Source organism: Neobacillus driksii (assembly GCF_013409995.1).
In the GTDB taxonomy this organism is placed as follows: Bacteria; Bacillota; Bacilli; order Bacillales; family Cytobacillaceae; genus Neobacillus; species Neobacillus driksii.
Genome location: NZ_JACCBX010000002.1, coordinates 561189 through 587790 on the forward strand (window position 1 = coordinate 561189; position 26602 = coordinate 587790).

A 26602-nucleotide genomic window follows, 5' to 3' on the forward strand; every position below is an offset into this window, starting at 1 on the left:
ATATTTTTGGAAGTGGGATCCATATGTCTTTTCCAATTCTAAAGGCAGACGCTTGAGGGAATGTTAAAGTTGATGGATTGGGAATTATTAAAGAGGATAAATTAAAATATAGTCTAATGTCTATACTTCCATAAAAAGTTAAGGGGGCTTTCCTGTATATGAATTTTACTTGGATACTTGGGCTAATGATTCTATCTCAACAATTAAATATTCCAGGCAGTTTATTAATTACTAACAATGGTCAGCCTATATCAACGGTTAATTGTACTGACTTATCGTTGAACCTGCCTGGATTACCTATTATGAATACAGTAAAGTTTAATAAATTTATGGACGAAATAGATAAAGATGTTTCTAAAGATCCCAAAAACGCATTTATAGATAGGTCTGGAAATATCATTGGAGAGCAGATTGGTTATCGTTTAGATCGTCAAAAATTCACAGAACAAGTTTATACTTATTACTTTAATAACACTACGTCTGAATTAGAAGCTCCATTACAAGCCATTTATCCTCAGGTTGATAGTGAATTACTTGGAACAATTCGAAGTGAAAAAATTGGGGAATATGTTACAGCGTTCAGTACCAATAAAAAAAACCGAAACAATAATATTTATCTTGCCGCAGAAGCGATTAATAATTTTGTTCTTTATCCCGGTGAAACCTTCTCATTTAATAAAGTGGTTGGGGAAAGAACAGCAGGTAAAGGCTATTTACCCGCTCCTGTCATCGAGAAAGGGAAATTTGCAGAAGATACAGGTGGTGGAATTTGTCAAGTTTCATCAACTCTTTATAATGCAGTAGATAATGCAGGTTTAGAAGTTATTAAGCGTTATCCCCACAGCAGTCCGATTTCGTACGTTCCACCTGGGCGGGATGCCACTGTAAGTTGGAATGGACCTGATTTCGTTTTTAAAAATAAATACAATCAACCGATTTTAATTCAAGCAAATACATTAGGGAATAAATTAATGATTGAGATCTATTCTTCGGATGTAATTTCCTTTAACCCTAAAAATGTTCCATATCTGCCTTATCAGAATAGTCGGCTACCCAAGTGAGTTTATTACTTTGGTCTTCCCCGTTTTTTGTCTTTAATTCTATATTGGCTCTATCCGCTGTATACAAAGGGACCGGTGGTTTTCCCACCGGTCTGTTCCCTTACTAGTTTCAAACGGAAAATACGCGGTTTCAATCAAGTCTTTTCTATCTATAAGCGGCTTCATTAATTAAAATATCTAGAGTAACTATTTGAAAACCCTTATTTTTAAGTTCTTCTATGATTAAAGGCAGTGCTTTTTCAGTTTCTGTCTTATCTTCATCCGAGTGCATTAAAATAATATCCCCACTTCTAACATTATTAAGGACATTTTCTTTAATATGAGTACTTTCCTTTTGAGACCAATCAAGAGTGTCAATGGACCATAGGACGATTTTCATATTTATTTCTTGAGCAGCAGAAATAACAAAATTACTTGTTGCTCCATATGGAGGTCTAAACATCGCTGGTCTTTTCCCGATAACATCTTGAATCGCATCATTTGTCAATGCTAGGTCCCTTGTTATAACCTCCTTACCACTCTTACTAAGGTCATTATGATAATAACTGTGGCTTAATATTAAATTGCCATCGTCAAATGCCGTTTTAACGATTTCTGGATAAAGACGAACTTTTTCACCGACAAAAAAGAAATTACCTTTTACGTTATATCGAGCTAATATATCTATTATTGCAGGTGTCACTATTTTATCTGGCCCATCATCGAAAGTAAGGGCAACTTTTTTCTGGTTAGATCCATTTAAAAATATGTTCTTAGGGTTACTTTTAGCCAAAGCAAGCATTTCTGCACGTGACTTCAACATATTCGCCCATGCTTTTTTTGACAAATTATCGGATGTTCCTTTGATTTCTAAAATATAGTCCTTAATTATGTTTGATGTATCGACATTTTTTTGAGTAAGGAATACCGATGTATGATCTACTTTGCCTGTTCCATTAGGAATAATAAATTTTAGCTCATTTTCTTCATTGAGTTTATACACATAAATAGTTTCGTCATTTACTCTCCTTTTATCGGTAGGTTCCCCAAGTGCTGAACTAATTTCATCATAGGTCAACGAGTGTAGTTCATCATCGTAAGATCGAATATCAAAAATTTCCCCGTTTTCATAAAAACCAAATGTAATTCCCCGTTGTTCATACCTTACATAAAAATTCTCGTTATACTTATCTGTATAATCAGGATCGCCCCAATTTTCATAAACTCTTTGGATGTTAGTTTTCAATGTAAATTCAGAATTAAGACCCTTTCCATTCAAAGCTAAATCTCTTATTTGTTTTGGATAAGATTCTGAGGGTTTACTTTCTTCCTTTGTTGGAGGGTCAGATATTATATCTTCTTGATGGTTGGGTTCTTCATTACTTTTAGATGAACTGGTAACAGGACCTGGGCTGCAAGAAACAAGAATAATTAAATAAAAAAATACAAGAATCCATAAATATCTTTTCAAAAAAACCATCCTCTCCTCCTAATATCACTGATGTTCTCAAAATTACAAATCTTTTGAAGTGTGAACTGCTGCTATGTAAAGCATCTGGCCTTGAGAATAACGTGTCCGTTTAGATGGGGGAAAGATATACTCCTCTCCCAAAAGTAAAATCATCGGTTTCAGCACCGCTAAATTTCGTAATTTAAAAAATAACAAAAACAAGATACCGCACTATCCCTTCATCAACTCTTATACCCATTTGTTGAAGAAAACGATAGAATTACTTTTAAGTGTAGGGTAAAATTGTATCGTAAAAGGAGGTTCATACTCATTAATATTTTAATTTTAGGTGCAACTGGACGAGTTGGATGTCAAATAGTTACGTTTGCCCTTCGTGACATACATCATGTTACTGCATTAGTCCGCACTCCAGAGAAGATTCAAATAAACAATGAAAATTTAACTATTCTTCAAGGTAATGTTTTAAATAAAGATGATATCGTACGTGCCATGCGTGAGATCGATGTAGTTATTAGTGCATTAAATACTGACGGGACAACCACTTTATCAGATAGTATGCCACTAATAATCGAAGCAATGGAAAACGAAGGTATAAAACGAATTATAACTATAGGCACTGCAGGTATCCTGCAAAGTAGAACAAGCCCAAATACACTTCGATATCAGTCAAGTGAATCAAAACGCAAGTCCGTCCGCGCAGCGAAAGAACATCATAAAGTTTACGATATTCTTAAACAATCAACACTAGAATGGACTATTGTCTGCCCTACCTATTTGCCGGATGGTAAGAGTGTAGGGGATTATCGTGTAGATCGTAATTTTTTACCGGAGGGCGGCGTTGAAATATCCGTATCAGATACAGCAGAATTTACATATAACTTGATAAAAAGTAATGATTATATACAATCACGTGTAGGTATCGCCTACTAATTATACTACTTTATTAATGGCATAAGAAATGTAACCATTAGGGATATTGTTGATAAATAAGTGTCTTAGAAAAAGGGATCATCGGTCGCACAGCGGCTGATGATCCCTTTTTTAAGTAATGTTTGTTAAGAACCTTTAAATATTTGAAGATAGGCTTAAATTCTCCATTAAGTGAAACAGAAGTGCTCTACAAATTGACTAGTAATCAGTCTAACTCTGTTTGGAATGACACCCCCATTCTAAAAAAAGAAAAACGTCGAGGTTTTCTATCTATTTTTATGAATTTTTTCACTAGATTGGTAGTGATTAAGTACTAGGTATAAAACATTATCTTTCAGAATATTAAAAAATCACAAATTTTTCTAAAAAAACTCCCTACTCCGTTTGTCCTCCCCTTTCGTACACTTAAGTTGAAAAAGAAAGCGTTTGCTTAGATTGCTGGGGGTGATTATATATAATAAATATTCTACTCTTTTTGTTTGGTTATGTTGAATGGACCTGGTGATTTGTGTTCTTACCGCTTCCATTTACATAAACCAAATTGCTTTGCTAAGGATTTAAGTCTATGAAAATGAGGGAGGAAAAAAAGGTGGGTTTATTGAAAAAGATAAAAAAAGCAGCTGTATTATCAGCAGGAGCACTGATGTTATCATCGCTAGTGATTCCTTATGCCTCGGCTGACGGTGGAAATGAAAACAAAGTAGAGGTTATAACAGTCCCTCGACTTAGTGTAATTTCAAAGGATATTCTTACTGTCAACGGTAAAGAGTACAAAGATTTAAATGATAACGGAAAACTAGACAAATATGAAAACTGGGACCTTCCAGTAAATGTACGTGTAAAGGATCTTGTTAAGCAAATGACCCTTGAGGAAAAAGCCGGAATGATGTTGATCTCTTCTCACTATATGGGAAACAGCAGATCTTGTCCGGACACGGGGGACTTTATTACCTGTGAGCAAGATACACTAACTAGTACTAATCGCTGGTCTGTTCCTGGTCAGCAATTCTATGAATTTAATCCGCCGATTGTTGAAGCATCTGCTGCGACAAAGGGAATTCAGGAACGGAATTTACGCTACTTAATTATTCGGGACAATCCTGCTGCTAAAGATTTAGCCTCATGGATCAATGAGCTACAAAAAATTGCTGAGGATACAAGACTAGGAATACCTGTCGTCATGACATCAAATCCTCGAAATCATGCTGGAAATTTAGCATTTGGTTTTAGCGAAGCATCCGGACAGTTTTCATTATGGCCAGGTGAACTAGGACTTGCAGCTACACGAGATGCAGACCTAGTTAAAGAATTTGGTGAAATTGCTGCGAAGGAATGGACTTCTACAGGAATTCGTAAGGGTTACATGTACATGGCCGATGTCGTGACAGATCCACTATGGAATCGTATCAACGGTACGTTTGGAGAACAACCTGACCTTGCCTCTGAAATGATTTATGCAGTGGTTAAAGGATTCCAAGGTGATGAACTTGGTACACATAGCGTTTCACTAACGACAAAGCATTTCCCTGGCGGCGGTGCTCGTCAAGATGGTCATGATCCACATTATGAGTGGTCTAAATTCAATCCATATCCAACCGAAGGCAGCTTATATAAGTACCACCTTCCATCCTTTAAAGCAGCGATTGAAGCCGGAACGACATCCATCATGCCTTATTATGCCTACCCAAGTAATGAACATAGCGTACCACAGTTGAAAAAAGGTGAGGAGTTTGAGGAAGTGGGCTTTGCCTACAATAAAAGGCTGATCACAGATTTGTTGCGCAAAGAGCTTAAATTCAAGGGATATGTAAATAGCGATACGTCCATAATCTACTCTATGCCTTGGGGAGTCGAAGATCTGACAAAACCTGAACGTTATGCGAAGGCTATTAACGCAGGAACAGATATTGTTTCCGGTGAAGCGGATCCTACTGACCTTATTAAAGCAGTTAAGGATGGGTTAATTACCGAGAAGCGAATCGACGAAGCGGTATCAAGACTTCTAAGCGAAATGATGGAATTAGGCTTATTTGAAAATCCGTATGTTGATCCGAATCAAGCACAACAGATTGCCGATGACCCAGCTTCACAGGCAAAAGCAGATGAAGCACACCGTAAATCCGTAGTCTTGCTGCGTAATGATGATAACACATTACCTCTGAACGATAATAAAGTCGAGGATATTAAATTATATGTTGAGGTATTCTCCTCCGGAAACAGCGCACAAACTAGAACTGCTGATTTGAAAAAATCGATAACACAGTATGATCCAGCTATCCAAGTAGTTGACAACCTAGAGGATGCTACTCACGCACTAGTTTATGCCATTCCAAGCACAGTGCCTGATCGTCCGGACATTCCACTTTCTGTTGCTCTAGGTTCAGAAACAGGGATAAATGTGGAAAGAATTAAAGAAATTGAAGCAGCTGTTCCTACCATCCTGACCGTTAATATGACAAGCCCATGGTTAATTGGAGAGATTGAAGAAAACGCAGCAGCTACTTTAGCAGTATTCGGAGTGAAAGCAGAAGCGTTAGTCGATGTGATTCGCGGCAAATTTGCTCCAACAGGAAAACTTCCATTCACCATCCCTGCTGATCAAGAAGCAATTAATAATAACAATGGCGATGTTCCCGGTTACGCTGAAGATCCTTCTTATGTATATCGTGATAAGAACGGTAATGCATATGGGTTTGATTTTGGTCTAACCTATGAAAAGTAAACAACATATCGCTTAAATAGTTTAAAATGGGCTGACTTAGGATAGTCGTTATAATACGGCTAGTATAAGTCAGCCCTATCATTCTTTTTTTTGATTGTTTTCGCATAGATTGTTATTTTATAAAGGGACTTGAGGACTAATCCCTCTAGCTAATCTTGCCTTGAAAAGTAACAAAGTTTATGACAGAAGCTTTATTTAGGTATCTCACCCCCGACTTTGTTTCCTTTCACTCATTCTTATTTCTTTTGATATTTATTTAACTTCGTAGTGATGGATACCGGCTTACTGTTTTGTTTCATTAGTTTTAAGTTAGACGCCCAACGGATACCAGATTCGTAATTTTGGGTATTTTCCTTTTTTACGAGGTTCTGTAGTCGTTCTTTATTCTTTTCAATCGATTCTTCCACCGAGAGCATCCGGCGCGTTGGAAATGATAATCCTGCAAGAACGGTTGTGATTGTTGGGTCAGAGTCTGTGATGTACGTCCCTTCAAATAATTGCAGCGGTTCCCCCACCCTTTCAAAAATCGACGGAACATTAATCAGCTTTGAAATGTTCTCTGGCCCCTCATAGATCAGCCCAGCTCGAATTACCCCCTGTGATTCAACAGGACAGAAAATCGAGTTCTCCCAAGAAACCTGTACCTTCTTTGATACTTCCGATGTATTCTTCGCGTCCGTAATGGGAGCAGAAGAGATAATCGTTACGCCCCTGGATCCAAGGATATTCATTAAATCGGTTTCATCAAAATTGCCAAAGAATGAGCTCTTCTTCGTGATTTTTAAAAGATGGTTTATGGACTCTATGGCTTGAAGATTAGCAGACAGGTAAATTTCGTGTTTACTTGATTGTGGTTTCTGTTTACGCATTTGATCATTGTCGACGAGGAATACAGAAGAAATCCCTTCGATATTTGAAAGTTCTTCGATACACTCCGCGGTATTAATACGATTTCCTGCTAATACATTTCGTTCAGGTATAATTGCAATTGCCCCAACCTTGATACCAGGCAGTTGATCGATTAACAGATCGATTAGCATTGGACTCATCCCAGACCCCGTGCCACCGTCTGTTGAAAAAGCAACTAAAAGGAGCTTAATATTCTTAAAAGAGCTGTTAACAAAATCAATAATTTCCTTATAGTTTTCTTGAAGTGCCCGTAGTCCCAATGAACGATCTTGACCTGCACCATTATATCCTGGAACAAAAAACTTTTTTTCTACCCTGGTGTTTACAACACCATCACGTTGATTCGTATTAATGAGAGCTGTCGGAAAATTCAAGGCTGATGCAATTTCCGCTATATTCCCACCTGCTTGACCTACGCCCAAGATTCCAATCGATTTCACCAAACACGCCTCCTTAATAATCTAATTATCTAAGTTTGTAAAATTCAGAAGTATTTTTACCAATCATGGATATGGAAAAAACAATCCTTATACCATTTTTACTATTTAGATGTACCGATTATGACCAAAATATGTCCCTGCCCTTTATAACAGCGCACATCTATTTTCATGGCTGTTATAGCTTTGGTTATTAATGTTGTTTGTTGTATTTCAATTTACAATCTTTGAAAAAATGCTTAGAATGGTCGTTATGGAAGTCGCATCGTAGTTTAAAAGATTAAAAGGAGTTTATGACATGATTAATGTATTATTTGTGTGTTTGGGAAACATTTGCCGTTCACCGATGGCTGAGGGCGTGTTTCGTGACTTACTGAAAAAGGAAAATTTGTCTAGCAAGGTCAGCGTTGATTCTGCTGCTACAAGTTCTTGGCACATCGGTTCTCCTCCGCATAAAGGAACCCTTGCCATCTTAAAGAAATACAATATTTCCGCGCAAGGACTTGTCGGGCGTCAATTAACAAAGGAAGACTTTGAAACGTTCGACTATATCATCGGGATGGATGAGAGCAATGTACAGAACATTTTCGAGATCACCGGTAAACCGAATCATCCGAAAATCATCCGTCTGCTCGATTTAACACAACATAACAAAGATGTTCCTGACCCATATTACACGGGAGATTTTGAAGAAACCTACCAGCTTGTTTCAGAAGGCTGTCAGGCGTTGCTCGAAAAAATTCGCCATGAGCATAACTTACGCTAACAAAAATATCCCACCAATACACGATAACGGGTTCCGTTTTGAGGTGCTTTTTCTAAAAATAAGTGCCGAAATGATAGTGGTTTCTACATGTATATAAAAACGGAAAACTCGCCACAATTGGCGAGTTTCTTGTTAGGAATAACTAAACTTTATTTCACAAAAGCACTCTTTTATTTAAGTAGATTTGTTCACAAACTTGTCTGTTTTCCACTCATTTATTACAGGAATGCTGTAAGCTTTTAATTTCTCCTCCTGCGAAAGAGCACTAACCGCTGTACATTCTTCTACCCCATCCTGGCAACCCCGAGCTGTATAAGTGATCAATGCGCCTCCAACCACAACATATTTTGAGGGTTTCCATGATTTCATTAATGGTTGCACCGCATTTAAGTAGCCTTCAATGTGTAGCAAATGCATTTATCATAGGGGCTTATTATTGATAGGGGTTAATCCCTTAATGGTATACTTACCCTAACTGTCGTTTAAATGCTTTATTAGCAAAGAAGTAAGCGATGACCATAATACCGACGCACCAGGCAAGCGCAATCCAGATATCGGTGCCAACAGACCCTTCATACAAGAGGGCTCGAATCGCATTCACGATTGAAGTCACGGGCTGGTTCTCAGCGAACGCACGGACAATTTTAGGCATGGTTTCGGTAGGGACAAAGGCCGAACTAATAAACGGCAGGAAAATCAGCGGATACGAGTAGGCTGTCGCCCCTTCCATAGAGCTCGCTGTCAATCCAGGAATGACCGCAAGCCATGTCAGCGCCAGCGTAAACAGCCCGACTATCCCAGCTACGGCGAGCCAATCCAAGATACCAGCACTGGAACGGAAGCCCATCAAGAGCGCGATGAGGATAACCACCACGACAGTAAGCGCATTGGAGACAAGCGAAGTCAACACGTGAGCCCACAATACCGAGGAACGCTTGATGGGCATGGTAATGAAACGAGCCATCAGTCCGCTCTTTACATCGTTAAACAGCCGCAATGAAGTGTAAGCGACGCCGGAAGCGATAGCCATCAGCAAGATTCCCGGCAATAAATAATTGACGTAGTTATCCGTACCTGTCTCTATGGCGCCGCCAAATACGTAGACAAACAGCAGCATCATCATAATCGGTGTAATCGCCACCGTAATTATCGTATCCGGGCTTCGCATGATGTTGCGCATTATTCGTCCTAGTATTACCCCTGTTTTGCTTTTCATTTACATATCCTCCTTTTTGCCGATGATTGCGAGGAAAATTTCCTCCAATGTGGGCTGCTTCTCGATATACTCCACTTTCGTTGGCGGGAACATCTCTTTGAGTTCTTTCAGGGTACCGGTTGTGATGATTTTTCCGCCATGCAGGATGGCGATATGGTCAGCCAGCTGTTCGGCCTCCTCCAAATACTGGGTCGTCAGCAAGATCGTCGTGCCTCCTCCGGCAAGCTCCTTGACGGTATCCCAGACTTCAATCCGCGCTTCGGGGTCAAGCCCTGTCGTCGGTTCGTCGAGAAAAATGACTTCTGGCGTCCCAATCAGGCTCATGGCGATGTCAAGCCGGCGCTTCATCCCGCCGGAATACTTATCCGCCCGGCGGTTTGCCGCGTCACGCAGGCTGAATCTTGCAAGTTGATGGTCAGCGACTTGAGCGGGATCGGAAACCCCTCTCAACTTGGCGATCATTATCAGGTTTTCCCTTCCTGTGAGCATGCCGTCTAAAGCTGCGAACTGTCCTGTCAAGCTGATGCTCTGGCGAACATGATCCGGTTGACGCTGGATGTCAAAGCCGCAAAAACAGACTTCGCCGCCATCGGGCTTCATCAGCGTCGAGAGGATGTTGACCGTCGTGGTCTTACCCGAACCATTTGAGCCCAGCAGGGCGAAAATTTCCCCATGCCGCACCTCAAAATCCACCCCCTTTAAGACTTCCTTATCTTTAAAGGACATTTTTAACCCTTTTACAGAAATCGCTGCATTGCTCATACTTTTTTCCTCCTTATTAATAAGCGCAGCAAGGCGCTAGATTGACTATACTTCACTACTATGTCTGACTGATATTCTGTATTACTTACTACCGAGTTAAATATATAACTGAATAGTGAAGGTGACACATTTCATTTGTAACCCTCTCTATTCAGTCGAAATGTCTATTGAATTTACTTTTTTCCAATCGCTTCATGATACACTGATTCAAATCTTCACGTACTTGCCGACATAGGTTTTAGCGGGAGCCACTTGTTCGTCGGAAAGGAAGCCAGGTCGTCCACAGTGACGGTTTCCATGGTTAGTGTCCATGCTAGGCGAAACTCCAATTGGAATTCACCGTTAGCCACGACCAATCGTATCGTTCAACTTCTTGCGATATTTGTCCTTCCAAGTTTGCTCATCCCTAACCAAGTCGTCGCAGAAAGCAGCAACATCCTCGCCCGTAAGGTCAATGACTTTCTTGCCTTCCGCTGCTCCTTCCTCGAAGAGATCGAGAATACCTACAAAGATACGGCTGCTGTCCTTCCAGTCGGTGGGACCACCACCAGCAGTCCACATATATTTTTGGATAGCTTTGTAAGCGTTGCGGTACTCACTTGGAAGTGCCTTCGCACGTGCCTCCATCTCCCTCCATTCCCGCTTGTCATCCAAACTTCCGATAATTTTTTCAAATATATTCATTTTACTTCTCTCCTTTTAATTTTTTTTATCCTTAAGTTCGTTTATTTTACTTGATATAAAATCCCACTTTTTCCAAAAAACCTCAAGATGCTCTTGACCTGCTGCGTTGAGTGTGTAAAATTTTCTCGGCGGTCCCATAGTGGATGGCTTTTTCTCGATGTCCACCAAATTGTTTTTCTCAAGACGCATGGTGATCGTATAAACTGTGCCTTCAACTACATCAGTGAAGCCAAGTTCTCGCAGCTGATGCGTGATTTCATAGCCGTAAGTTTCCCCTCGGCTGATGATTTCAAGCACACAACCTTCAAGCACCCCTTTCAGCATTTCTGTGATGTTTTCCATTCTTTACCTCCATTTATATTTTACTTAAATTTTTTCAGTACTCTGTAACACAGGTATTTTGTGTTACTGATATTTAGTATTACTGACTACTAGTATATAGTATTACCGATTAGCGTCACTTGTCAATAAAACTTTTCGGCAAAAATCCCTAATTACGACTTCACAGATGTTTTTATCCAATTTGTTAGCTTAGACTTTAGCCAGACACGTAATTTTTCTCAAGAAAAGCTAATAATTTAAAAATAATTGGTGAAGGGAGAACTCGCTCATTTACGTGCATGATTTACATGTTAAAGTGACCAAAATGATGATTAGTAATACAAACGGTCTCGACTTCGCAAAAAGGCAGGCACTATTCAGTTACAAGCGCATCGATTCAATTAATTTGATGCGTTTGTTAACTTAGATATTGGCTTATCAATAAGTTTGTGAAGAAATATACTTAAATTAAAATGCTTCGTTAGTGGAACAAAAAAAAAGGGCTGCCGCAGCAACCCTTTTTTCAACTCTAGCACCCTTTACTTTAAGTGTAATATTTCAAAATTTTTTACCTTGAATATGCTTAAGAGGCAACTTTTTTTAATTATCAAAAGCAATTTTTGCAACTTCGGTTACTTGTATGTACCATCAACAACGAAATATAATTTTCCATATCAAACAAAATAATATCAGTGAACTATCCCTAAAATCTTCTATTACTCAACGTTCCAAAGCAATGTCTAATGGAATATCAATAAATACGGAGAAAATCAATGAATTTACTTAATTCAGAATGTTTATAGGAAATCGGGAAGTCTAAGTCGATGTAATCGAGTTGTTCACTTAATAACGCCTCTAAATCCTTGATTAAAGGAGTTAAATCCCATTTGTTAGGGTCTCCCCCATTATCTACCCAGTTCACAATGTCATTTGGAACATTGAGATCATAGTCATCAAAAAAAGAACCTTTGAATTAGGTAATTTCAATACTTATTTAATTTCCTCAGCTAACTCTAAAATAATCCCCTCCGGACCACGAACGTAGCATAACTTATAACTTTCTTCATATTGCTGTATCTCACTAAAAATATCAGTGCCCTTCGTTTTCAAATTGGCAACAACAGCTTCAATATCTTCAACAGCAAATGCAATATGTCGGATACCCAGTGAATTTGCAAAGGGTTGCTGAATATCTTTTTCATCTAACGGTGTATAAAATTTGATTAGCTCTATCCATGTCTGACCGTCTGGCGTTCCCAATCCTACACACGCTACTTTAACGTCATTAAGCCCAACTGCATATCCCATCAACTCTCCTTCCATTTCCCATTCCCCTTTCACCTCAAGTCCAAAATCAAGAAAAAACGCCTTAGCTGCTGTCAGATCATTTACGATTACACCCACATGGTCTATTCTATTGATCTTCATATCCCACATCTCCTATGTTCTGTTTTATTTGCAATACTCCGATGCTTAGTTTCCTTTATTCGATTTTTACTTCGCAATTCCTTTCTGCACTAAATTCCCCGTTAACTTAACAAGAAAAAATGATCGCCGTAGCGATCATCATTGGAATCACATCTTTCACTCAATTCCCATTATTTGAAGAGGATATATTCACTGTTTTGGGGGTTGAATTATGAAAAATGGTAGTTTGTCAATTCCAATCAATCGAGCGTAAGTAAAACAATTGACCCTTATGATGAATCTCATGGTCAATCATTGTACTAAGCCATATTTTTCCTGGTGCAATAAATCCATTGAAAGCCAGCTGTTGTTCCAAATCAGAATCAGATAATAGTTTTAAAGTGGATTTAGTTTTCTCTGTATATTCACTAATGATATTTTTAATATCTTCAATTGTTTCAAAATCATTTGATGAATGGGAAAAAGTAAATTCACCGTTCTTTATCCCTTATACAAACCTGTCGGATGATACTGCAATGTGAATCGCCAAAGCTCCTAGCGAGAATGCACCACTCCAAGGTTTATAATGGATGTGCTCGTTATCAATAAAATCCAATAAATCGTGAAGTACCTTCCTATGACGTATCCAATGCTCAAAATACTCGTTGTCTTTATACATGTAATACCCGCTCCCGAAAAAATTTTGAATTATTATTTTTATTCTATACTATTAAGCTGAAAACCTTTATTTTAAACATCGATAAGACACTTATTCCTTTTATATTATTCAACTATCTGCCCCATTAGTGGAACAACAAAAAGCTCTACTCCTTACTGAAGTAAAGCACCCTATAGTTTAAGTACATAAATTGACAAACTTTAATCTAATAATAAAAAAAAGGTTACAGCAGCAACGATTTACCTTTAAGATGACGCTGAAAATAATGTAAATTTAAATTATTCAGTTACTCTTTGATGTTTCTTTAATTTATCTAATATTTTTAGTAATCCTACAAATCCTCTAATTATAAACAAAGTTAAATTTACGAAGCCAAAAGTATGTAATGGTGTCCATTTTTTCCACTTAAATAATCTTGTATTCTTTTCCATGTACCATTGACCAATAGTCATGGGAACACTAAATATTAAGCTCTTTAGTAATATTTTCCAAAACTTATCGTTGTATGAAATCTTAACCCATATAACACTTAAAATCGGGAAAAATAATGTGTCATAAATAATATTTGTTTTAAAAATTTTTGGAAAAGGACGCACAGGATATTCAACTCTTTTTTTTCCAACAACATATGCATCTATAAGAGAAGAAATTACTCCTTTTGAGAAAAAAATCACGAGATTTTCTCTCATTTTTGGTCCTTTAAATATAAATGGTAAAGAAATAAAACATAAAGTTGTAAGTAAATTTAAGAGTTTCTTTTCCAAAAAAATACATCCTTCCAAAAAAAATTAATATTGACAATTATACAATTTCCTAATTGAATAAATATTATCCTTTAAAATATTCAAAAAATTTTCTGTAACACACAGCTAAAATATGGGTGAATATACAGTTACAACATCATTTTTTTTATTAATGCCATATGTCAATGCAAAGGAATTCATGTATGAAACTCACTCCTTTGTGAAAAACAAAACATATAATAAACGAACAATATAAAACGTGATAATAATGTAATCCAAGTAATGTACCATTCCCAGTGTATGTATTTGATTAGTTCAGTATATTTTTCAAAACAAAATAGGAAAGTAATTACCTGCTTACACAAAAGTGCAAATATTACTAGGCGAATTCTATCTTTCGGAATGAACAACATAACTACTGTTGCCAATACGTACACGGATATTATGATCGACCATTCAATTCTCATTAGTCTCCCATCGCCGCTCTGTTTGAAACAAGGCTTTGTCCTTAAAGAATCAGTATATAACCTTTTCCAATAGCTAAAAATAAAATAAAAATTTAAAGGGAAGTTAGAAGGGATAAAGATAAATGCAGGAATTTATAAAAAATTTAGACTTAGGAGCAAAGGGGTTGTGGTTTCCTGTTGCAGCAAGTGTTTTATTTGCTATAACAGCCCTTATAATCCCCAAAAAAAAATATTTCTTGGAAAGAAATCTATATTACATTTGGGGTTGTAGGATTTGTTACTTGGTTTAGCGATGGTCTACTTGCCAGGGGTTTCGACCTTTTTGATGTAGGGGACCCGAGAAAAGCTGGACTTGGAGATATTCTCAGTTATACCTTTATACCAACCTCACTGGCAATACTTTATTTAAACTTCCTTACAAAGAATAATAAATGGAAATTGACATTCTGTTTCACTATAATTTCACTTTTAATAGAATTTGGGATGGTCTATGTTGGGTATATGAAATTTAAAGGATGGAATTGGTTAATTTCAATTATTGTGTTTCTTATTGCTTTTGGTATTATACTACCAATTCATATTAGGTTTATTAGAAAAGAGTAACAATTGTCTAGACTTAAACGATTTTATTTTAAAAAGCCCTTCTCGTGCAAGAGGGTTTTAATTTTTTTATTCAACAAAAGCGCCCGTTACTTTAAGTGCAATACATCACAAATTATTTAGTGAAGCAAAATAAATATATTTTCTACTAATTACGTTTACTAATTATTATTTTTCTGTACATTCTATTCATCATTACATTTTTATCTTCATTTATCGTTAAATTTTTATTATTTCTATGGTACATCTCTTCGAAATTCAATCCAATATCTGTTCCTAATACTTTAATAAGTGGTCTAAGAAGTTTTTTTGGTAAAGATAATTTATGTTCTTTAGATACGAATTTGTCAAAAATAATTATTTTTCCTTCTTTTTTTAAAACCCTTGTCATTTCTGTTAAACACTTATCTGCATCAGGTACAACAGAAAGAATAAGACTGGCAACTACATAATCAAATGTTTCATTTATAAATTCCATATTTTGAGCATCCATTTCTATGAACTTAATAGAGGAATTCTTAAATTTTCCCCTTGCCCGATTTAGCATATCAGGTGAAAAATCAATTGCTGTTATATTCAAATCCGTTGGATTAATTAACTCCAAATCAGCACCTGTTCCTACGCCAACAAACAAAACTTTTTGACCACTATTAAAAGGTATCTGCTGAAATATTTGTTTTCGAGCTTTCAAGAAAACTCCAGAATTAAAAATTCTATCATATATTGGAGACCAGATTCTATATATTACTCTATTCCATGAATTATTCATTACTTTCCTCTCCTAAAGGTTTCTATTGGGTTTGTTAACTATTTCTATACTAATTATTTGATTTCCTCCAATTTAACTAACCTGCCCCGTTACTTCAATAAAGAAAAGCGACAATTGTATTTGAAAAGTCGCCCAAGTTCATTATTTTTTTAAAACCTTAGCTAATTTAAACAGGAGAATTCCCAAACCTACTGTAAGAGCTAATATAAAAATAGACATCAGTATATTTGCTATCATCGACCATCATCCTTTACTGGATACTTAAGCCAACTTTACCACTATTTCCAATGGTTGTATTTTGAACTTTTATTGAACTATCCTGCTAGTTAGTGGTATAAGAAAAGCTGCCAAAATGACAGCTCTCATCTTCAACTCTTGCCCCCAGTTAGTTTAACAAGCCGTTAATTGCTCCAAACTCTTTTCCATAACCACTGTTTTAACACGGTAACCATTAGGATTAGTTACAACTTCTTCTTCAGAAACAATATAATCCATTGCCTCATATAAACTTATATTTTGAGATAATGAAGCTCGAACTCGACATTCCATTTTCATTTTTCCATTTTCATTCGCATATTTCTCAAGCCACAATAAAATAGCCTTTGCAATCCCCTTTCCTCTTGCGTGTGGTGTTACAGATAATCTTGAAAAATATAACGAATCGTCTTTAATTGTAAATCTTAAAGAACCTAATGGTTCCCCATCTACAAAGCACAATAAGGCTTTTTCTGAACCGTTTTTAAGTGCATTTAGCAAGGTATCTAGTGATTCATTTAATGCACTTGAAGGAACTTCGAGGAATCGATATTCTTCAAACGCCTCTAACATAAGCTTATGTACAATTGGAGTTTCTTTCTCATTTGCTAACCTTATATCTAAATTCATATTTTCTCCCTCCCAATAGATACCCAAGGACAACTACACTAACTTAGTATCTATAGTTAAAATACCACAAAAAATATTAGATAGATGGTTTATGTGAGAAAATCTAACAGGTTATTTTAGGATAAGATTAACTTTTTAATTTATATAGTTGTATTTCTTTTTTTACTAACCTGCTTCGTTAGTTCAACAAGAAAAAATGATCGCAACAGCGATCATTATCTTTAAATATTGCACCCGGTAGTCAATGAAAGATGGGGTCTATCCTTCAAAATCACCTCTTTTTTTATAATGTCACCTGTTTTTCTATCTCTTATAAAATAGAAATGGTGAAAAAGTCTATATCATGTTGGCAATATACCTCAGCTTTGAACTTTTTGTCTGGCGAAGTTTTTTGTTTCCAAACATATTCATTAACATAGTCATTTTTAATTATTTCATATGAAATACGATTAAAGAGTTCAATATCCCATGAAAACTCATTTGCTACTTTTGTAACCCCTCCATTTATTTTTTCTAGAATTACCCTTTTCTTTTCATAATTTGATAACAAAAAATAGGAATCGATATCTAGTTCTACCGAAACTTTAGTAAATCCGTCCAATGTTGTTTTTACAAGTGCATTGTCGTTTGTTTTTTCTACACAATTTATCGTTATTTTCTCTGTCCTTTCGGTTTGAAACCGTCCTAATAAATATGTATACATACTAGCTATACATCTAACTTGATCCCGAAACAGAACTCTTTTTGGTTTCCACTTATTTTCATAATAAAGACTTATATCAGCTTCGGTCATCCCTTTATCTAATATTAGTCTTTGGATATCTTCTATTTTTTTTTTAAAGGTAAATCTTATTTCTCTTTCAAATCTGAAAAATCCTTCTTCGACTAAACTTCTCCGTTACTTGAATAAAAAAAGCCGAGGAGAATGGCAGCTGATCCTTAACTCAAGCACCTGTTACTTAATAAACTTTTTGATTTTAAGTCTATAATATCTACTAACTTATCTATGGTTCCAAAACACTTTTCGATTTCAGGTAAATGATAAAAAGTACTCGTTGTTTCAATGTTATCTACTTCATTGTTCGGTGAATAAAGATAAATTTTTTTACCATTCCCAATAGCAATACCTAGTTCAATATGGCTTCCTTTTCCTGCTGGTAATAAAACTACAACAAAATCAGCTTTTATTACAGCATTTTTCTCCTTTTGACCTATCGCCTTTAGTTCTTCAAATGTTGTTACGTTTTCATTTACAGTCCAATCATATGTATGGATAAATCCTTTATCTTTTAACTTTTTACTAACATACCTAACTTTTTCTATATTTTTAAAGCTAGATGCTATATAAAATTTCATCATATCTCTCCCTTTTTTTCAGATTTTAACATATACCTGAACACCTCTTATTAAACTATCCTGCTCGTTAGTTTAAGTACAATAATTCACAATCTTATTCTAAGAAATGTCACTATTATTATATCGGTGTAATAACAAAAAAACAGAAACTGTATGGCTTCTGTTTTTTTACGTGAGTATCACATCAGCTAAAATGCACTTTCATCCATATAAACTACTTCCCATATATGACCGTCTAAGTCCTGAAAACCCCATCCATACATAAATCCGTGATCTTGAGGGTCACTATAAGTTTTTCCCCCAGCTGAAATTGCTTTATTTACCAACTCGTTCACTTGCTCTCGACTTTCAGCAGATAAACAGAAAATCGCTTCGGAGGCAGTAGTAGTATCCACAATTTCCTTCTTACTAAACTCCTTGAAACGTTCCTCATTCATGATTAATGCAAAGATATTGTCATTGATGACTATACTAGATGTGTTCTCATCGCTAAATTGTGGGTTAAGCTCAAAACCTACTTCAGTCAAAAAGTTGGTGGATTTCTTCACATCTTTTACTGGTAAATTGATAAAAATATTCTTGGATTTAAATGCCATTTTCTTTGGCTCCTATTCAAATTATTCTGATTATTACCGATAACTTGTTTACTTAGGTTAAATAATGGTTCGTAATAATATATTCATTCCTCAACTAATATCGCCCGATACTCTAATAAAGTTCTATAAAAAACGACATAAATCCTTCTGAATCAACGCACCCAATAGTTGAATAAGAAACGGTTAGTGTTAAGGTAACGGAACATGAAAGTAAATAATAAAAAAAGCTGTAAATAAAAACGAAACAATCCAAGCAGAAATGGGTTTAAGGTAATGAAATCTCAACATAATAACCCATAAGAAATTAAAGGCTACTGACCACCAATAATTCCAACCGTTATGATAGGTGATTTTTTCAGCAATAAACATGATCGTTTCAATCCCAGCAAGAATGGATCCTGTTATTATTAAATATAGTATTACTTTCTTCCGAGTCTTAGGTAAATAAGACAAGAACAGTATTGCAATGCACGGTAGTATAATGAACGTTTGTACTAAAATAGAAAACGTGAAATTCAATAAAAAATCAGGTTCCAACCTCCATAGAAAGTGTTTTTTGCCAACAAAGAAGCAATATAATAAATTGTTTAAAACAAGGTATAAAATAGTTGGATAATACTTTTTCCAATTTTTTATATCTCCAATTTTCCAGCAACAGAGTATAACAGTAAGGCACAGAAGACATACGCAATAGAAACACCCTTATTAAACAGTTTGGTTTTAATATTTGCTAAATAGTCAAAATTATTAATTTTCTAATTAGGGTGACTTAGTTTCCGAACTAGCTTTAAATTAAACAGAAGTGTTGAAAATATTATTGGATAAGCGATTGCAGAATACCACAGTTTCCACCCATTGTAATAATAAAATTTAGTATGTAGTCAAAACGATTCAAAAGCGATTGAAAAAACGGTCCAGCCTAAAATGTATATTATTTTTTTCGTTTATTACTTTCTAAAGGATATAGATTAAGAAACAGTACGCTGATAGATGGAAAATACAAAGATATAGCTAAAAGTCCCAACCATTGAAATCCTTCTCCAAAATATCCGTAAAAATCATAATGTAAGTCTAATATCATATCGACTGTAACACCATAGGTGAAGGCAAAAAAGGAAGTTGCGTAAATTTCAATTTTATAATTTAGGTATCAAAAATGTAGCTACGTTAAAAATACCAAAACATAGATATACAAGTTTCCACACAAATTATTCTCCTTCAATTTAATTTTCCTATAAGTCATTATATATCACCTCCATTTTAAAACCTAACCACCTTAAAAAAGAAATCTACTTCAAATATCATGTCCCACTAGTACAACAAGAAAAAGCTGCCTGGTTCGGCAGCAGTATTTTTAAGTAATGCTTAGAAATTCTTAAATTTAATGATACCGAAACCAAACAAACCATCCTTTTTCCTTACTTTTTGCTAAAAACATTTGACCTTGGGCTAAGTTCGCACCAGGTGCTTTTGGGAAATCTAAGCGTACAAACCATGACCTTTCAGCAATTTCCGTACCACAAAAGTTCTTTGCCATTCCAAAATAGGATTCTTCTTCTCTATTGCCAGCTGTTTTAGGAAAAGGTTTAGCAGTTACTACATTCCATTTAGTGTATATGGCGGGAAAATCATCTATTCCAGTTCCATAAGTTTTTGGTATTAAAGTATTTAATGCTTCAATAACCTCTTTTCTATCCTTGATGGATATTTGCTCTAATTCACCTAACACAGGACATTCTTTAGGTTGTGCGTTGACTTCAGATGACCCCAAAGTAAAAAAGAGAATGATAAAGAGAAGTGGACCCAATGTTTTCAAAATAAAATCACCTCTTTTCTAACTTCCCCCAAATAGAAAAGAGTGATCAATTGATCAATTCTTCTTGAAGTAACCCGACTCATTAGTCAAATTAGAATAAAACACTGGCCGCAGCGATCCCCCTTGAGCTCTAGCACCTTTTAGTTTAGGTACACTACTTCACAAAAATCAGTATTCTAAAAATAAATAAATCATTGCATTTATACCAAGCCATGATGGTTATTGATCCTATATCTTTATTTCCTAGCTTTATGATTGATTAGAACCACTTCAATAGAATCATTGTTAATCCGACTTGCAGCTTATTTGTCTATTCAAATACTTGGCGAAGCTCGATCTGTCCTTCTCCAAGACCATGCGGATCTGGCGCACGCATCGCCCACTCGATGGCTTCCTCGCGAGATTTCACATCTATGAACCAGTATCCTGCAATCAACTCATTGACTTCGGCGAAAGGACCCTCTGTTATGGTCGGCGGTTCTCCCGGAACAGGGTAAGAAATACGAATGCCGTTGGAGCTTGGATGGAGTCCACCAACTGATACCAGAACTCCTGCTTTCTTCAGTTCTTCATTGTATTTTTTCATCGCGGCAAACATCTTCTCCATCTGCTCCTTTGGCATTGTCCCTGCTTCAGAATCCTTCGAAGCTTTGACAACCATCATAAATTTCATTAGTCACCCCTCCTTTGTACTTGCTTGGTTATAGTTTCTGCTGAAAATAGTAATTTGAATAAAAGTTCTTACCTTTTTATGTTATTCAACATCTGAACAGAGAATCCTTCTTCAACTAAACTGCTCCTTAGCACATGAAGAACTTCAACAAAAAGTGCATTAATCAATTTTGGATTAATGCGCACGTTGGTTAACAAGCACCTTCTCTGCTATTGCATGTAATCCCAACGTACTGTTACTTCTCATACAATCAATCTCTGTTAAATAACAAAGGCTTGAGTTACTACATACATTATTAAAAAAATGGAGTTGATCTTCGTGGCGAGATGGATTGACGTATCAACATCAAAACACCGAATAAGATTGTATGAAGGACACAGACTGATAAAATCCTATCCCATAGCTACTGGAAAAATATTAACTGCGACACCGTTTGGCACCTACACCTTAATAAATAAGCAGCTAAATCCTCCTAGACATGTTTTTGGGGCTTTATGGATGGGATTATCAAGACCTCATTATGGAATTCATGGTACAAACAATCCTTCATCCATAGGTAAAAGCGTTTCCCACGGTTGTATTAGAATGTTTAATCATGATGTTTTAGAATTATCATCTCGAGTTCCGATAGGTACTAGGGTCATCATTCATAAATAATTCTGTTAATCTCACCTCTAAACTGCATTGTTTGTGTCTTACGACAACAGCCCAGTTCTTCTTATTAAACTAACCTGGTTCTTATATACAGTATCAGCAACAAAACCTTCGAATGGTGCACCTTTTATCATTGTTTATATGATTCCATAGATAAGCGATTAAGGTGTTGTCTTGGAGCCTCTAGGTGTATTTGGAAATTAAATATGCTGTGTATATTTGAGTATGTTTTTTGAAGGTAAAAAAAGCAAAATATGCAAGTTGTGCATAAAAACTTGCATATTCTAGGTTTATTAATTTTATTAGTTACTGTGTTAAAGCACCTGTTACTTGAACAAGCATATACGCTTTTATTCCATAATAAGGTCGTACTGTTCATTAAATCGTATATAAAAAATGTTTATACAGGATATGACATTTTCTTTGATTAAAGGTTAGGAATTTAATTTTTATTTTTACATGAAATCTTAACCTTGTAATAAAAGTGTCCAAGACTTTTTTCTCTCAACATATTTGGATTCATAATACGGATAAATATTTATTTATATTATTAGGAAACATATCATAAGGATTTCATTTCAAATTAATGGTGGTGGTCTCTTATGCAAAGTGAAAATAACATTAAACTAACGTCTGCTGAAATTTCACAGCTATGGTTTGCCTACATGAATGATAGCCTGTCAATTTGTGTACTTACATACTTTTTGGAAAAAGCAGAGGATCCTGAGATTCGTCCTGTAGTAGAATTTGCACTTGAGGTAGCACACGCACACGTAAAAAAAATTATATTAATCTTTAACAGTGAGAAATTTCCGATTCCATACGGATTTAAAGATGAAGATGTCGATATTACAGCTCCACGATTATTTTCGGATTCTTACTTTCTTTATTATCTTCAACAATGGAGTTCAATAGGGTTAGAAGCTTATGGCATCTCGTTGTCTTTAGCAACACGTTCTGATGTATTTCAATATTTTTCAGAATGTATTGATGATTCGAAGAATCTTCTCAAAAAAACAAGAAATGTTTTACTATCTAAAGGTCTCTATATACGAGCACCATATGTTACGACTCCTGAAAAGGTTGATTTTATTCGAAAACAAAACTTCTTAGCTGGTTGGTTTGGAGAACGTAGATCACTTACTACGTTAGAAATAACGAATCTTTATGCTAATCTTCAAAGAAATGTGTTAGCTATGACAACATTCATCGGCTTCAGTCAAGTGGCAAAGTCAAAAGAAGTGGGTCGTTTTATGGCAAGAGGAAAAGAAATCGCTTCAAAGCATATTGAAATTTATAGTTCCGTTTTAAAAGAAAATGAGCTTCCTGCTTCTGTGTCTTGGGATAACCAAGTATTAGACTCAACCGTTTCCCCTTTTTCCGATAAACTAATGATGTTTCATGTAAATGCACTAGCCGCGGGCGCCATAGGATATTACGGAACAAGCTTGTCAACAAGTTCTAGACGTGATTTATCTACAAATTACCTCCGAATCTTAGGGGAAGTTCTAAAATATACAGAAGACGCTGCAAACATAATGATCGATTATGGTTGGATGGAACAACCACCAAAAGTAGTGGACCATGATAAATTAGCTAATACTTAGAGGGAAATAAAATGAAGAATACAAATCAACTTGAAAGCGTCCTTTTGAGTATTGCATTACCAGGACTTTCTCAAGTCTTAAACGGAAAGTTTCTAAAAGGATTACTTTTCATTTCGTTAAAATTTTTAATTAACATTCAATCAAATTTTAACGAAGTAATCATTTTAAGCTTTCGGTCATATCCAATCAGCCATTGATAGAACGAATTATCAATGGCTGATGTTTTACCCTTGTCTATACATGTTTTCCATGTGGGATGCTTATAAAGACGCTGACGGTGGAAAAGAATCTTTTTCGTTTTTGCTGTTTGTTTTCTGCTTATTTTATAACAGTTGGTCTAATCTTTTCCCCGACATTGAGGATAATGGGAATACTCTTCTGACCGGTTTGGTTGCAAATGTTATTTTTAATTATTGGGTTATTTATTAGTACATTTTTTAAAGCCATCTTTCAAAAATCCATCAGATTCAATACAATCTGATGGTTTTCTAATTTAATGTTCCTTTAGTTCATCTTCCACTAACGCCCCCGTTACTTTAAGTGAAACACTTCACAATTTTAAGAAAAGGTAGTAGTTACCTCATCAAAATTCCTTTCATAAATAAAGAAATATTTATTATGTCTATTTGAACTAGCTCTTCAGCACAAAGAAAATTAGCTTCCTAGATAGATCCTTTTTATCCATCAGATTCTCCTCCTTCCCTACTACATATGAAGGAAATGACTGGTTAAACTAAAGAAGACAAAGTAAATAGAAAGGGGGAAAAAGCTGTGATACGGAAATTTATGGCCTTTTTCCTATTTGTCTGCCTTCTTTTCGCCGGCGGTATTCAGACAGACGGCCAACCGCCTTCCGACCCTGTCCAGATGGGAATGGAAGAAGGATATTATGAAGGAATCCGTTCGGGGCTTGAAGACCGGCATAATTTCAGGATCTCTCGTGCTTGGCAGCAGATGCCGCGCTCCCAGTTGAGCTTAGACAACAAGAAGGAGATAGCTCGGCCCCTCATAAATATAGGACTTCTCCGGCAGGTGTACCTCTTTTTTTCCTCTGGGGAGAAATTCTACGCCTACCTTCATGCCCATCCGGAAATGAATGCGGTACAGGCGGCCCAGCGAATACTCGGGCAGAGGTTTGTGAGGGCGTACGAAAAAAGCTTCCAGAAAGGTTATGAGAAATCCCTCACTGCTCCACCCGAAAAGGCGGCAAGCTACGCTGCCTTATTGAAGGCGAAAAAAAGATAAGGGGGAAAACAAAAAGGGCAACCTTAAGGATGCCCTTTAACCTGCTCTGTTAGTTGCACTAAAAAACGAAGGCCAAAGGAACCTGTGAACACCTTCTTCAAGTATTCTGCACCGATAGCTCCATAACAAAAATAGACCGCCGCAGCGATCCCATCTAAACCTCTTGCCACGTTAGTTGAATAAGCTAACTAATTCAATTTCATTTTTAACCCTTCGTGCGTTGATTTAAAACCTAATCGCTCATAAAAACGTAATGCATCGACTCTTTGTTTATCAGTAGTAAGTTGTATTACGGCATTGGTGTTCTTCATCTTACAGGTTCAATTTCAATATCGTACTCCCATTACATAATTTTCTCCACCTGTTTAATATCTTTATCTTAATTTTTGTGGCTAAATTTACTTTGTAATTTTCAACCAGAGCTATATAATTAAGGTATTAAAAGAGAGGAGAATATAAATGAAACAAGTTGCTCTCCATCAATGGCATAAAGAACATACTAAACGAATAGCAGATTTTCATAAGCACCACGAAATGAAAATACAACGTGGTGAAAATGGAAACGGTTTGTTGGCTAAATGGGAAACATTTTTTTATTACAATGTCATCTCCCCTCTTAAAAAATAAAATACTTATTAATTGAACTGTCTTCATAGTACAGTTCATTTTTTTTCGCAATTTGAGTCAAAAATCGCATTAAACGTTTTTTCTTCTTCAACTAAACTGCTTTGTTAGTAGAATAAAAAGGCTGCCGCGGCAGCCTTTCCTCCTCAACTCAAGCACGTGTAGTTTTACAAACTAATTCTGAATAAGCTGTCGAAACAGCTTATCTTATTGATTTAAGAACTGGTTAAAGGACCTATCCTTCAAACACTTTTTTCTATTTTTTAGTCCTCTAATTTGTTCCATACCTTTTAGCTGCTCTAGTACGAGCACGCTCAGTTTCGACCTCACGATTCCGTGGTTCGGTACTCGTTACCAGTGTGTTTAATAGTTCTCTAGAAACCATTGCAATCTCATTGACTGCACGAATAAACGCCTCCTCATTCGCCTTTGAGGGCTGGTTATAACCCGTTATCTTTCTGACGTACTGAAGAGATGCTGCATGAATCTCTTCTTCGGTAGTTGGTGGGTCGAAATTAAATAACGTTCGAATGTTTCGGCACATAACTTACTCTATCTCCTTTTTGTTTTCATTATTGTTGGTTTTGAAAAAAGATTGATTAAATTTAAGGAATATAAAAATTCATCTTTTCGAACAAAAATTGATCAAAAAAATGGATCTTTTCTATTTTTAGAATTACCATTGATGGAAAACTCCACTTCATATCTAACACCTACTTTTAAATAAATGCTAAGGTATTTATTCTCCATGTTTTTAACAATACCTTCTTTATCTGCCCCGTTACTTCAATAAGCTATCCTATCTGTTTCTTTATATCGTTATTAAAGTAAAGCACCTGTTTGTGTTTAAGTACATTACTTCACATTTTCTTCTTTGTGTTTTTTTCGGTTTTCTCATTAGTACCAATAATGCTATAACAAAACAAATCATTAGAATTATATTTAAGCTCCAACCGAAACTATCAATATGCATTACCCTTCCTCCTCAGATATGTTTTGTTCACTTTAGCATGATTAATGTGCTAGTTGGTTGTTTTCTACAAAAGAAGATAAAACGTTACAATTTTTTCTATCAAGATCCGGTGGCTGTAATTCCCATAATAAAACACCACCCTTCCCCTATAACAAAATATAGAGAAAGGACGGTGCTTGGCTTTCATTATTTATTTTCGTCAAGGTAAGTTAAAGTAGCAACACCAATGTTTTAGCTGCAATCAGCATTC

31 protein-coding genes and 1 pseudogene are annotated in these 26602 nt (G+C 35.9%); 10 read left to right on the forward strand and 22 right to left on the reverse strand.

Features of this window, described 5'->3' with window-relative positions; translation table 11 throughout:
- Positions 1–158: 158 nt before the first annotated feature.
- Entirely contained in the window at positions 159–1061 is a 903-nt protein-coding gene (locus F4694_RS05975; protein ID WP_179595967.1) for a VanW family protein, read from the forward strand.
- 145 nt (positions 1062–1206) lie between these two features.
- Here the strand turns inward: F4694_RS05975 and F4694_RS05980 are convergent, their stop codons facing one another.
- Positions 1207–2520 carry a polysaccharide deacetylase family protein gene (locus F4694_RS05980; RefSeq protein ID WP_179595968.1) on the reverse strand — a complete coding sequence of 438 codons (1314 nt, stop codon included), beginning with the start codon at positions 2518–2520 and terminating at the stop codon, positions 1207–1209.
- A gap of 300 nt (positions 2521–2820) precedes the next feature.
- Here F4694_RS05980 and F4694_RS05985 point away from each other — a divergent pair, with 300 nt between their 5' ends.
- Both F4694_RS05985 and F4694_RS05990 read left to right on the forward strand, forming a co-directional pair.
- Complete coding sequence (locus F4694_RS05985; protein WP_179596032.1) at positions 2821–3441, forward strand: NAD(P)-dependent oxidoreductase; 621 nt, start codon at positions 2821–2823, stop codon at positions 3439–3441.
- Between the two features lie 589 nt (positions 3442–4030).
- Complete coding sequence (locus tag F4694_RS05990; RefSeq protein ID WP_218895530.1) at positions 4031–6163, forward strand: glycoside hydrolase family 3 protein; 2133 nt, start codon at positions 4031–4033, stop codon at positions 6161–6163.
- 236 nt (positions 6164–6399) lie between these two features.
- Here F4694_RS05990 and F4694_RS05995 read toward each other — a convergent pair whose 3' ends face one another.
- The gene (locus tag F4694_RS05995; RefSeq protein ID WP_179595970.1) at positions 6400–7512 is read right to left on the reverse strand and encodes an FtsZ/tubulin family protein; all 1113 of its coding nucleotides are present in this window, start codon (positions 7510–7512) and stop codon (positions 6400–6402) included.
- A 295-nt stretch (positions 7513–7807) separates the two neighbouring features.
- On the opposite strand from F4694_RS05995, the gene F4694_RS06000 reads away from it, so the two are divergent.
- A complete protein-coding gene (locus F4694_RS06000; protein WP_179595971.1) occupies positions 7808–8275 on the forward strand; it encodes a low molecular weight protein-tyrosine-phosphatase in 468 nt (155 codons plus the stop codon).
- Positions 8276–8449: 174 nt separating this feature from the next.
- Here F4694_RS06000 and F4694_RS06005 read toward each other — a convergent pair whose 3' ends face one another.
- The 17 genes from F4694_RS06005 to F4694_RS06075 all read right to left on the reverse strand — a co-directional run bounded on the left by F4694_RS06005 (position 8450) and on the right by F4694_RS06075 (position 21249).
- The gene (locus F4694_RS06005) at positions 8450–8692 is read right to left on the reverse strand and encodes a hypothetical protein (RefSeq protein ID WP_218895532.1); all 243 of its coding nucleotides are present in this window, start codon (positions 8690–8692) and stop codon (positions 8450–8452) included.
- Positions 8693–8741: 49 nt separating this feature from the next.
- Entirely contained in the window at positions 8742–9491 is a 750-nt protein-coding gene (locus tag F4694_RS06010) for an ABC transporter permease (protein WP_179595973.1), read from the reverse strand.
- Positions 9492–10253 (reverse strand): ABC transporter ATP-binding protein, encoded by a 762-nt coding sequence (locus F4694_RS06015; protein ID WP_179595974.1) that lies wholly within the window; start codon positions 10251–10253, stop codon positions 9492–9494.
- 342 nt (positions 10254–10595) lie between these two features.
- Positions 10596–10937, reverse strand: a complete 342-nt coding sequence (locus tag F4694_RS06020; RefSeq protein ID WP_179595975.1) for a DUF1048 domain-containing protein — start codon at positions 10935–10937, stop codon at positions 10596–10598.
- Positions 10938–10952: 15 nt separating this feature from the next.
- The gene (locus F4694_RS06025) at positions 10953–11279 is read right to left on the reverse strand and encodes a PadR family transcriptional regulator (protein ID WP_179595976.1); all 327 of its coding nucleotides are present in this window, start codon (positions 11277–11279) and stop codon (positions 10953–10955) included.
- 730 nt (positions 11280–12009) lie between these two features.
- Positions 12010–12180, reverse strand: a complete 171-nt coding sequence (locus F4694_RS31720) for a nucleoside/nucleotide kinase family protein (RefSeq protein WP_218895533.1) — start codon at positions 12178–12180, stop codon at positions 12010–12012.
- A gap of 68 nt (positions 12181–12248) precedes the next feature.
- Complete coding sequence (locus F4694_RS06030) at positions 12249–12686, reverse strand: VOC family protein (protein WP_179595977.1); 438 nt, start codon at positions 12684–12686, stop codon at positions 12249–12251.
- 487 nt (positions 12687–13173) lie between these two features.
- The gene (locus tag F4694_RS32050; protein ID WP_257029142.1) at positions 13174–13344 is read right to left on the reverse strand and encodes a DinB family protein; all 171 of its coding nucleotides are present in this window, start codon (positions 13342–13344) and stop codon (positions 13174–13176) included.
- Positions 13345–13622: 278 nt separating this feature from the next.
- Positions 13623–14108, reverse strand: a complete 486-nt coding sequence (locus F4694_RS06040; RefSeq protein WP_179595978.1) for a CBO0543 family protein — start codon at positions 14106–14108, stop codon at positions 13623–13625.
- A 1194-nt stretch (positions 14109–15302) separates the two neighbouring features.
- Positions 15303–15923 carry a class I SAM-dependent methyltransferase gene (locus F4694_RS06045; RefSeq protein ID WP_179595979.1) on the reverse strand — a complete coding sequence of 207 codons (621 nt, stop codon included), beginning with the start codon at positions 15921–15923 and terminating at the stop codon, positions 15303–15305.
- Between the two features lie 390 nt (positions 15924–16313).
- Positions 16314–16808 (reverse strand): GNAT family N-acetyltransferase, encoded by a 495-nt coding sequence (locus F4694_RS06050; protein WP_179595980.1) that lies wholly within the window; start codon positions 16806–16808, stop codon positions 16314–16316.
- A gap of 310 nt (positions 16809–17118) precedes the next feature.
- Positions 17119–17601 (reverse strand): hypothetical protein, encoded by a 483-nt coding sequence (locus F4694_RS06055; protein ID WP_179595981.1) that lies wholly within the window; start codon positions 17599–17601, stop codon positions 17119–17121.
- 146 nt (positions 17602–17747) lie between these two features.
- Positions 17748–18164 carry a nucleoside 2-deoxyribosyltransferase gene (locus tag F4694_RS06060; RefSeq protein WP_179595982.1) on the reverse strand — a complete coding sequence of 139 codons (417 nt, stop codon included), beginning with the start codon at positions 18162–18164 and terminating at the stop codon, positions 17748–17750.
- Positions 18165–18352: 188 nt separating this feature from the next.
- Positions 18353–18760 (reverse strand): VOC family protein, encoded by a 408-nt coding sequence (locus F4694_RS06065; RefSeq protein ID WP_179595983.1) that lies wholly within the window; start codon positions 18758–18760, stop codon positions 18353–18355.
- 189 nt (positions 18761–18949) lie between these two features.
- Positions 18950–19438: a CBO0543 family protein gene (locus tag F4694_RS32930; RefSeq protein WP_374757410.1), complete on the reverse strand. Its 489-nt coding sequence runs from the start codon at positions 19436–19438 to the stop codon at positions 18950–18952.
- Between the two features lie 703 nt (positions 19439–20141).
- On the reverse strand, positions 20142–20576 hold the full coding sequence (locus tag F4694_RS06070) for a hypothetical protein (RefSeq protein WP_218895534.1): 435 nt from the start codon (positions 20574–20576) through the stop codon (positions 20142–20144).
- 310 nt (positions 20577–20886) lie between these two features.
- Positions 20887–21249 carry a YciI family protein gene (locus F4694_RS06075; protein WP_179595984.1) on the reverse strand — a complete coding sequence of 121 codons (363 nt, stop codon included), beginning with the start codon at positions 21247–21249 and terminating at the stop codon, positions 20887–20889.
- Positions 21250–21567: 318 nt separating this feature from the next.
- Between F4694_RS06075 and F4694_RS06080 the strand changes: the two genes are divergently transcribed.
- The 5 genes from F4694_RS06080 (at position 21568) to F4694_RS06095 (ending at position 24755) form a co-directional block, all read left to right on the forward strand.
- Positions 21568–21906 carry a L,D-transpeptidase gene (locus F4694_RS06080; protein WP_179595985.1) on the forward strand — a complete coding sequence of 113 codons (339 nt, stop codon included), beginning with the start codon at positions 21568–21570 and terminating at the stop codon, positions 21904–21906.
- A 599-nt stretch (positions 21907–22505) separates the two neighbouring features.
- Complete coding sequence (locus F4694_RS06085; protein ID WP_179595986.1) at positions 22506–23510, forward strand: DUF3231 family protein; 1005 nt, start codon at positions 22506–22508, stop codon at positions 23508–23510.
- Between the two features lie 11 nt (positions 23511–23521).
- A complete protein-coding gene (locus tag F4694_RS32935) occupies positions 23522–23707 on the forward strand; it encodes a hypothetical protein (protein ID WP_179595987.1) in 186 nt (61 codons plus the stop codon).
- A gap of 43 nt (positions 23708–23750) precedes the next feature.
- Positions 23751–23939, forward strand: a complete 189-nt coding sequence (locus tag F4694_RS32940; RefSeq protein WP_218895536.1) for a hypothetical protein — start codon at positions 23751–23753, stop codon at positions 23937–23939.
- Positions 23940–24281: 342 nt separating this feature from the next.
- Entirely contained in the window at positions 24282–24755 is a 474-nt protein-coding gene (locus tag F4694_RS06095; protein WP_179595988.1) for a hypothetical protein, read from the forward strand.
- 23 nt (positions 24756–24778) lie between these two features.
- Here F4694_RS06095 and F4694_RS31730 read toward each other — a convergent pair whose 3' ends face one another.
- Entirely contained in the window at positions 24779–24925 is a 147-nt protein-coding gene (locus F4694_RS31730) for a hypothetical protein (protein WP_218895537.1), read from the reverse strand.
- Positions 24926–24943: 18 nt separating this feature from the next.
- A pseudogene (locus tag F4694_RS31735) lies at positions 24944–25048 on the reverse strand (GNAT family N-acetyltransferase); the annotation flags it as partial.
- 166 nt (positions 25049–25214) lie between these two features.
- Here F4694_RS31735 and F4694_RS06100 point away from each other — a divergent pair.
- The gene (locus F4694_RS06100) at positions 25215–25382 is read left to right on the forward strand and encodes a hypothetical protein (protein WP_179595989.1); all 168 of its coding nucleotides are present in this window, start codon (positions 25215–25217) and stop codon (positions 25380–25382) included.
- Positions 25383–25650: 268 nt separating this feature from the next.
- Here F4694_RS06100 and F4694_RS06105 read toward each other — a convergent pair whose 3' ends face one another.
- Entirely contained in the window at positions 25651–25923 is a 273-nt protein-coding gene (locus tag F4694_RS06105; RefSeq protein ID WP_179595990.1) for a DUF2277 domain-containing protein, read from the reverse strand.
- Positions 25924–26602 lie beyond the last annotated feature (679 nt).

Excerpts from the sequence above, each read along its gene's own strand:
- F4694_RS06105 (WP_179595990.1), bottom strand. The coding sequence starts at position 25,923 with ATGTGCCGAAACATTCGAACGTTATTTAATTTCGACCCACCAACTACC.
- F4694_RS06055 (WP_179595981.1), bottom strand. The coding sequence starts at position 17,601 with ATGACCGAAGCTGATATAAGTCTTTATTATGAAAATAAGTGGAAACCA.
- F4694_RS05975 (WP_179595967.1), top strand. The coding sequence starts at position 159 with ATGAATTTTACTTGGATACTTGGGCTAATGATTCTATCTCAACAATTA.
- F4694_RS32050 (WP_257029142.1), bottom strand. The coding sequence starts at position 13,344 with ATGTATAAAGACAACGAGTATTTTGAGCATTGGATACGTCATAGGAAG.
- F4694_RS06060 (WP_179595982.1), bottom strand. The coding sequence starts at position 18,164 with ATGAAATTTTATATAGCATCTAGCTTTAAAAATATAGAAAAAGTTAGG.
- F4694_RS06100 (WP_179595989.1), top strand. The coding sequence starts at position 25,215 with ATGAAACAAGTTGCTCTCCATCAATGGCATAAAGAACATACTAAACGA.
- F4694_RS06050 (WP_179595980.1), bottom strand. The coding sequence starts at position 16,808 with ATGAATTTAGATATAAGGTTAGCAAATGAGAAAGAAACTCCAATTGTA.
- F4694_RS05980 (WP_179595968.1), bottom strand. The coding sequence starts at position 2,520 with ATGGTTTTTTTGAAAAGATATTTATGGATTCTTGTATTTTTTTATTTA.
- F4694_RS32940 (WP_218895536.1), top strand. The coding sequence starts at position 23,751 with ATGTTTTCCATGTGGGATGCTTATAAAGACGCTGACGGTGGAAAAGAA.
- F4694_RS06065 (WP_179595983.1), bottom strand. The coding sequence starts at position 18,760 with ATGGCATTTAAATCCAAGAATATTTTTATCAATTTACCAGTAAAAGAT.
- F4694_RS06025 (WP_179595976.1), bottom strand. The coding sequence starts at position 11,279 with ATGGAAAACATCACAGAAATGCTGAAAGGGGTGCTTGAAGGTTGTGTG.
- F4694_RS06000 (WP_179595971.1), top strand. The coding sequence starts at position 7,808 with ATGATTAATGTATTATTTGTGTGTTTGGGAAACATTTGCCGTTCACCG.
- F4694_RS06075 (WP_179595984.1), bottom strand. The coding sequence starts at position 21,249 with ATGAAATTTATGATGGTTGTCAAAGCTTCGAAGGATTCTGAAGCAGGG.
- F4694_RS06015 (WP_179595974.1), bottom strand. The coding sequence starts at position 10,253 with ATGAGCAATGCAGCGATTTCTGTAAAAGGGTTAAAAATGTCCTTTAAA.
- F4694_RS32935 (WP_179595987.1), top strand. The coding sequence starts at position 23,522 with ATGAAGAATACAAATCAACTTGAAAGCGTCCTTTTGAGTATTGCATTA.
- F4694_RS06030 (WP_179595977.1), bottom strand. The coding sequence starts at position 12,686 with ATGAAGATCAATAGAATAGACCATGTGGGTGTAATCGTAAATGATCTG.
- F4694_RS06085 (WP_179595986.1), top strand. The coding sequence starts at position 22,506 with ATGCAAAGTGAAAATAACATTAAACTAACGTCTGCTGAAATTTCACAG.
- F4694_RS06005 (WP_218895532.1), bottom strand. The coding sequence starts at position 8,692 with ATGCATTTGCTACACATTGAAGGCTACTTAAATGCGGTGCAACCATTA.
- F4694_RS06045 (WP_179595979.1), bottom strand. The coding sequence starts at position 15,923 with ATGAATAATTCATGGAATAGAGTAATATATAGAATCTGGTCTCCAATA.
- F4694_RS06010 (WP_179595973.1), bottom strand. The coding sequence starts at position 9,491 with ATGAAAAGCAAAACAGGGGTAATACTAGGACGAATAATGCGCAACATC.
- F4694_RS06020 (WP_179595975.1), bottom strand. The coding sequence starts at position 10,937 with ATGAATATATTTGAAAAAATTATCGGAAGTTTGGATGACAAGCGGGAA.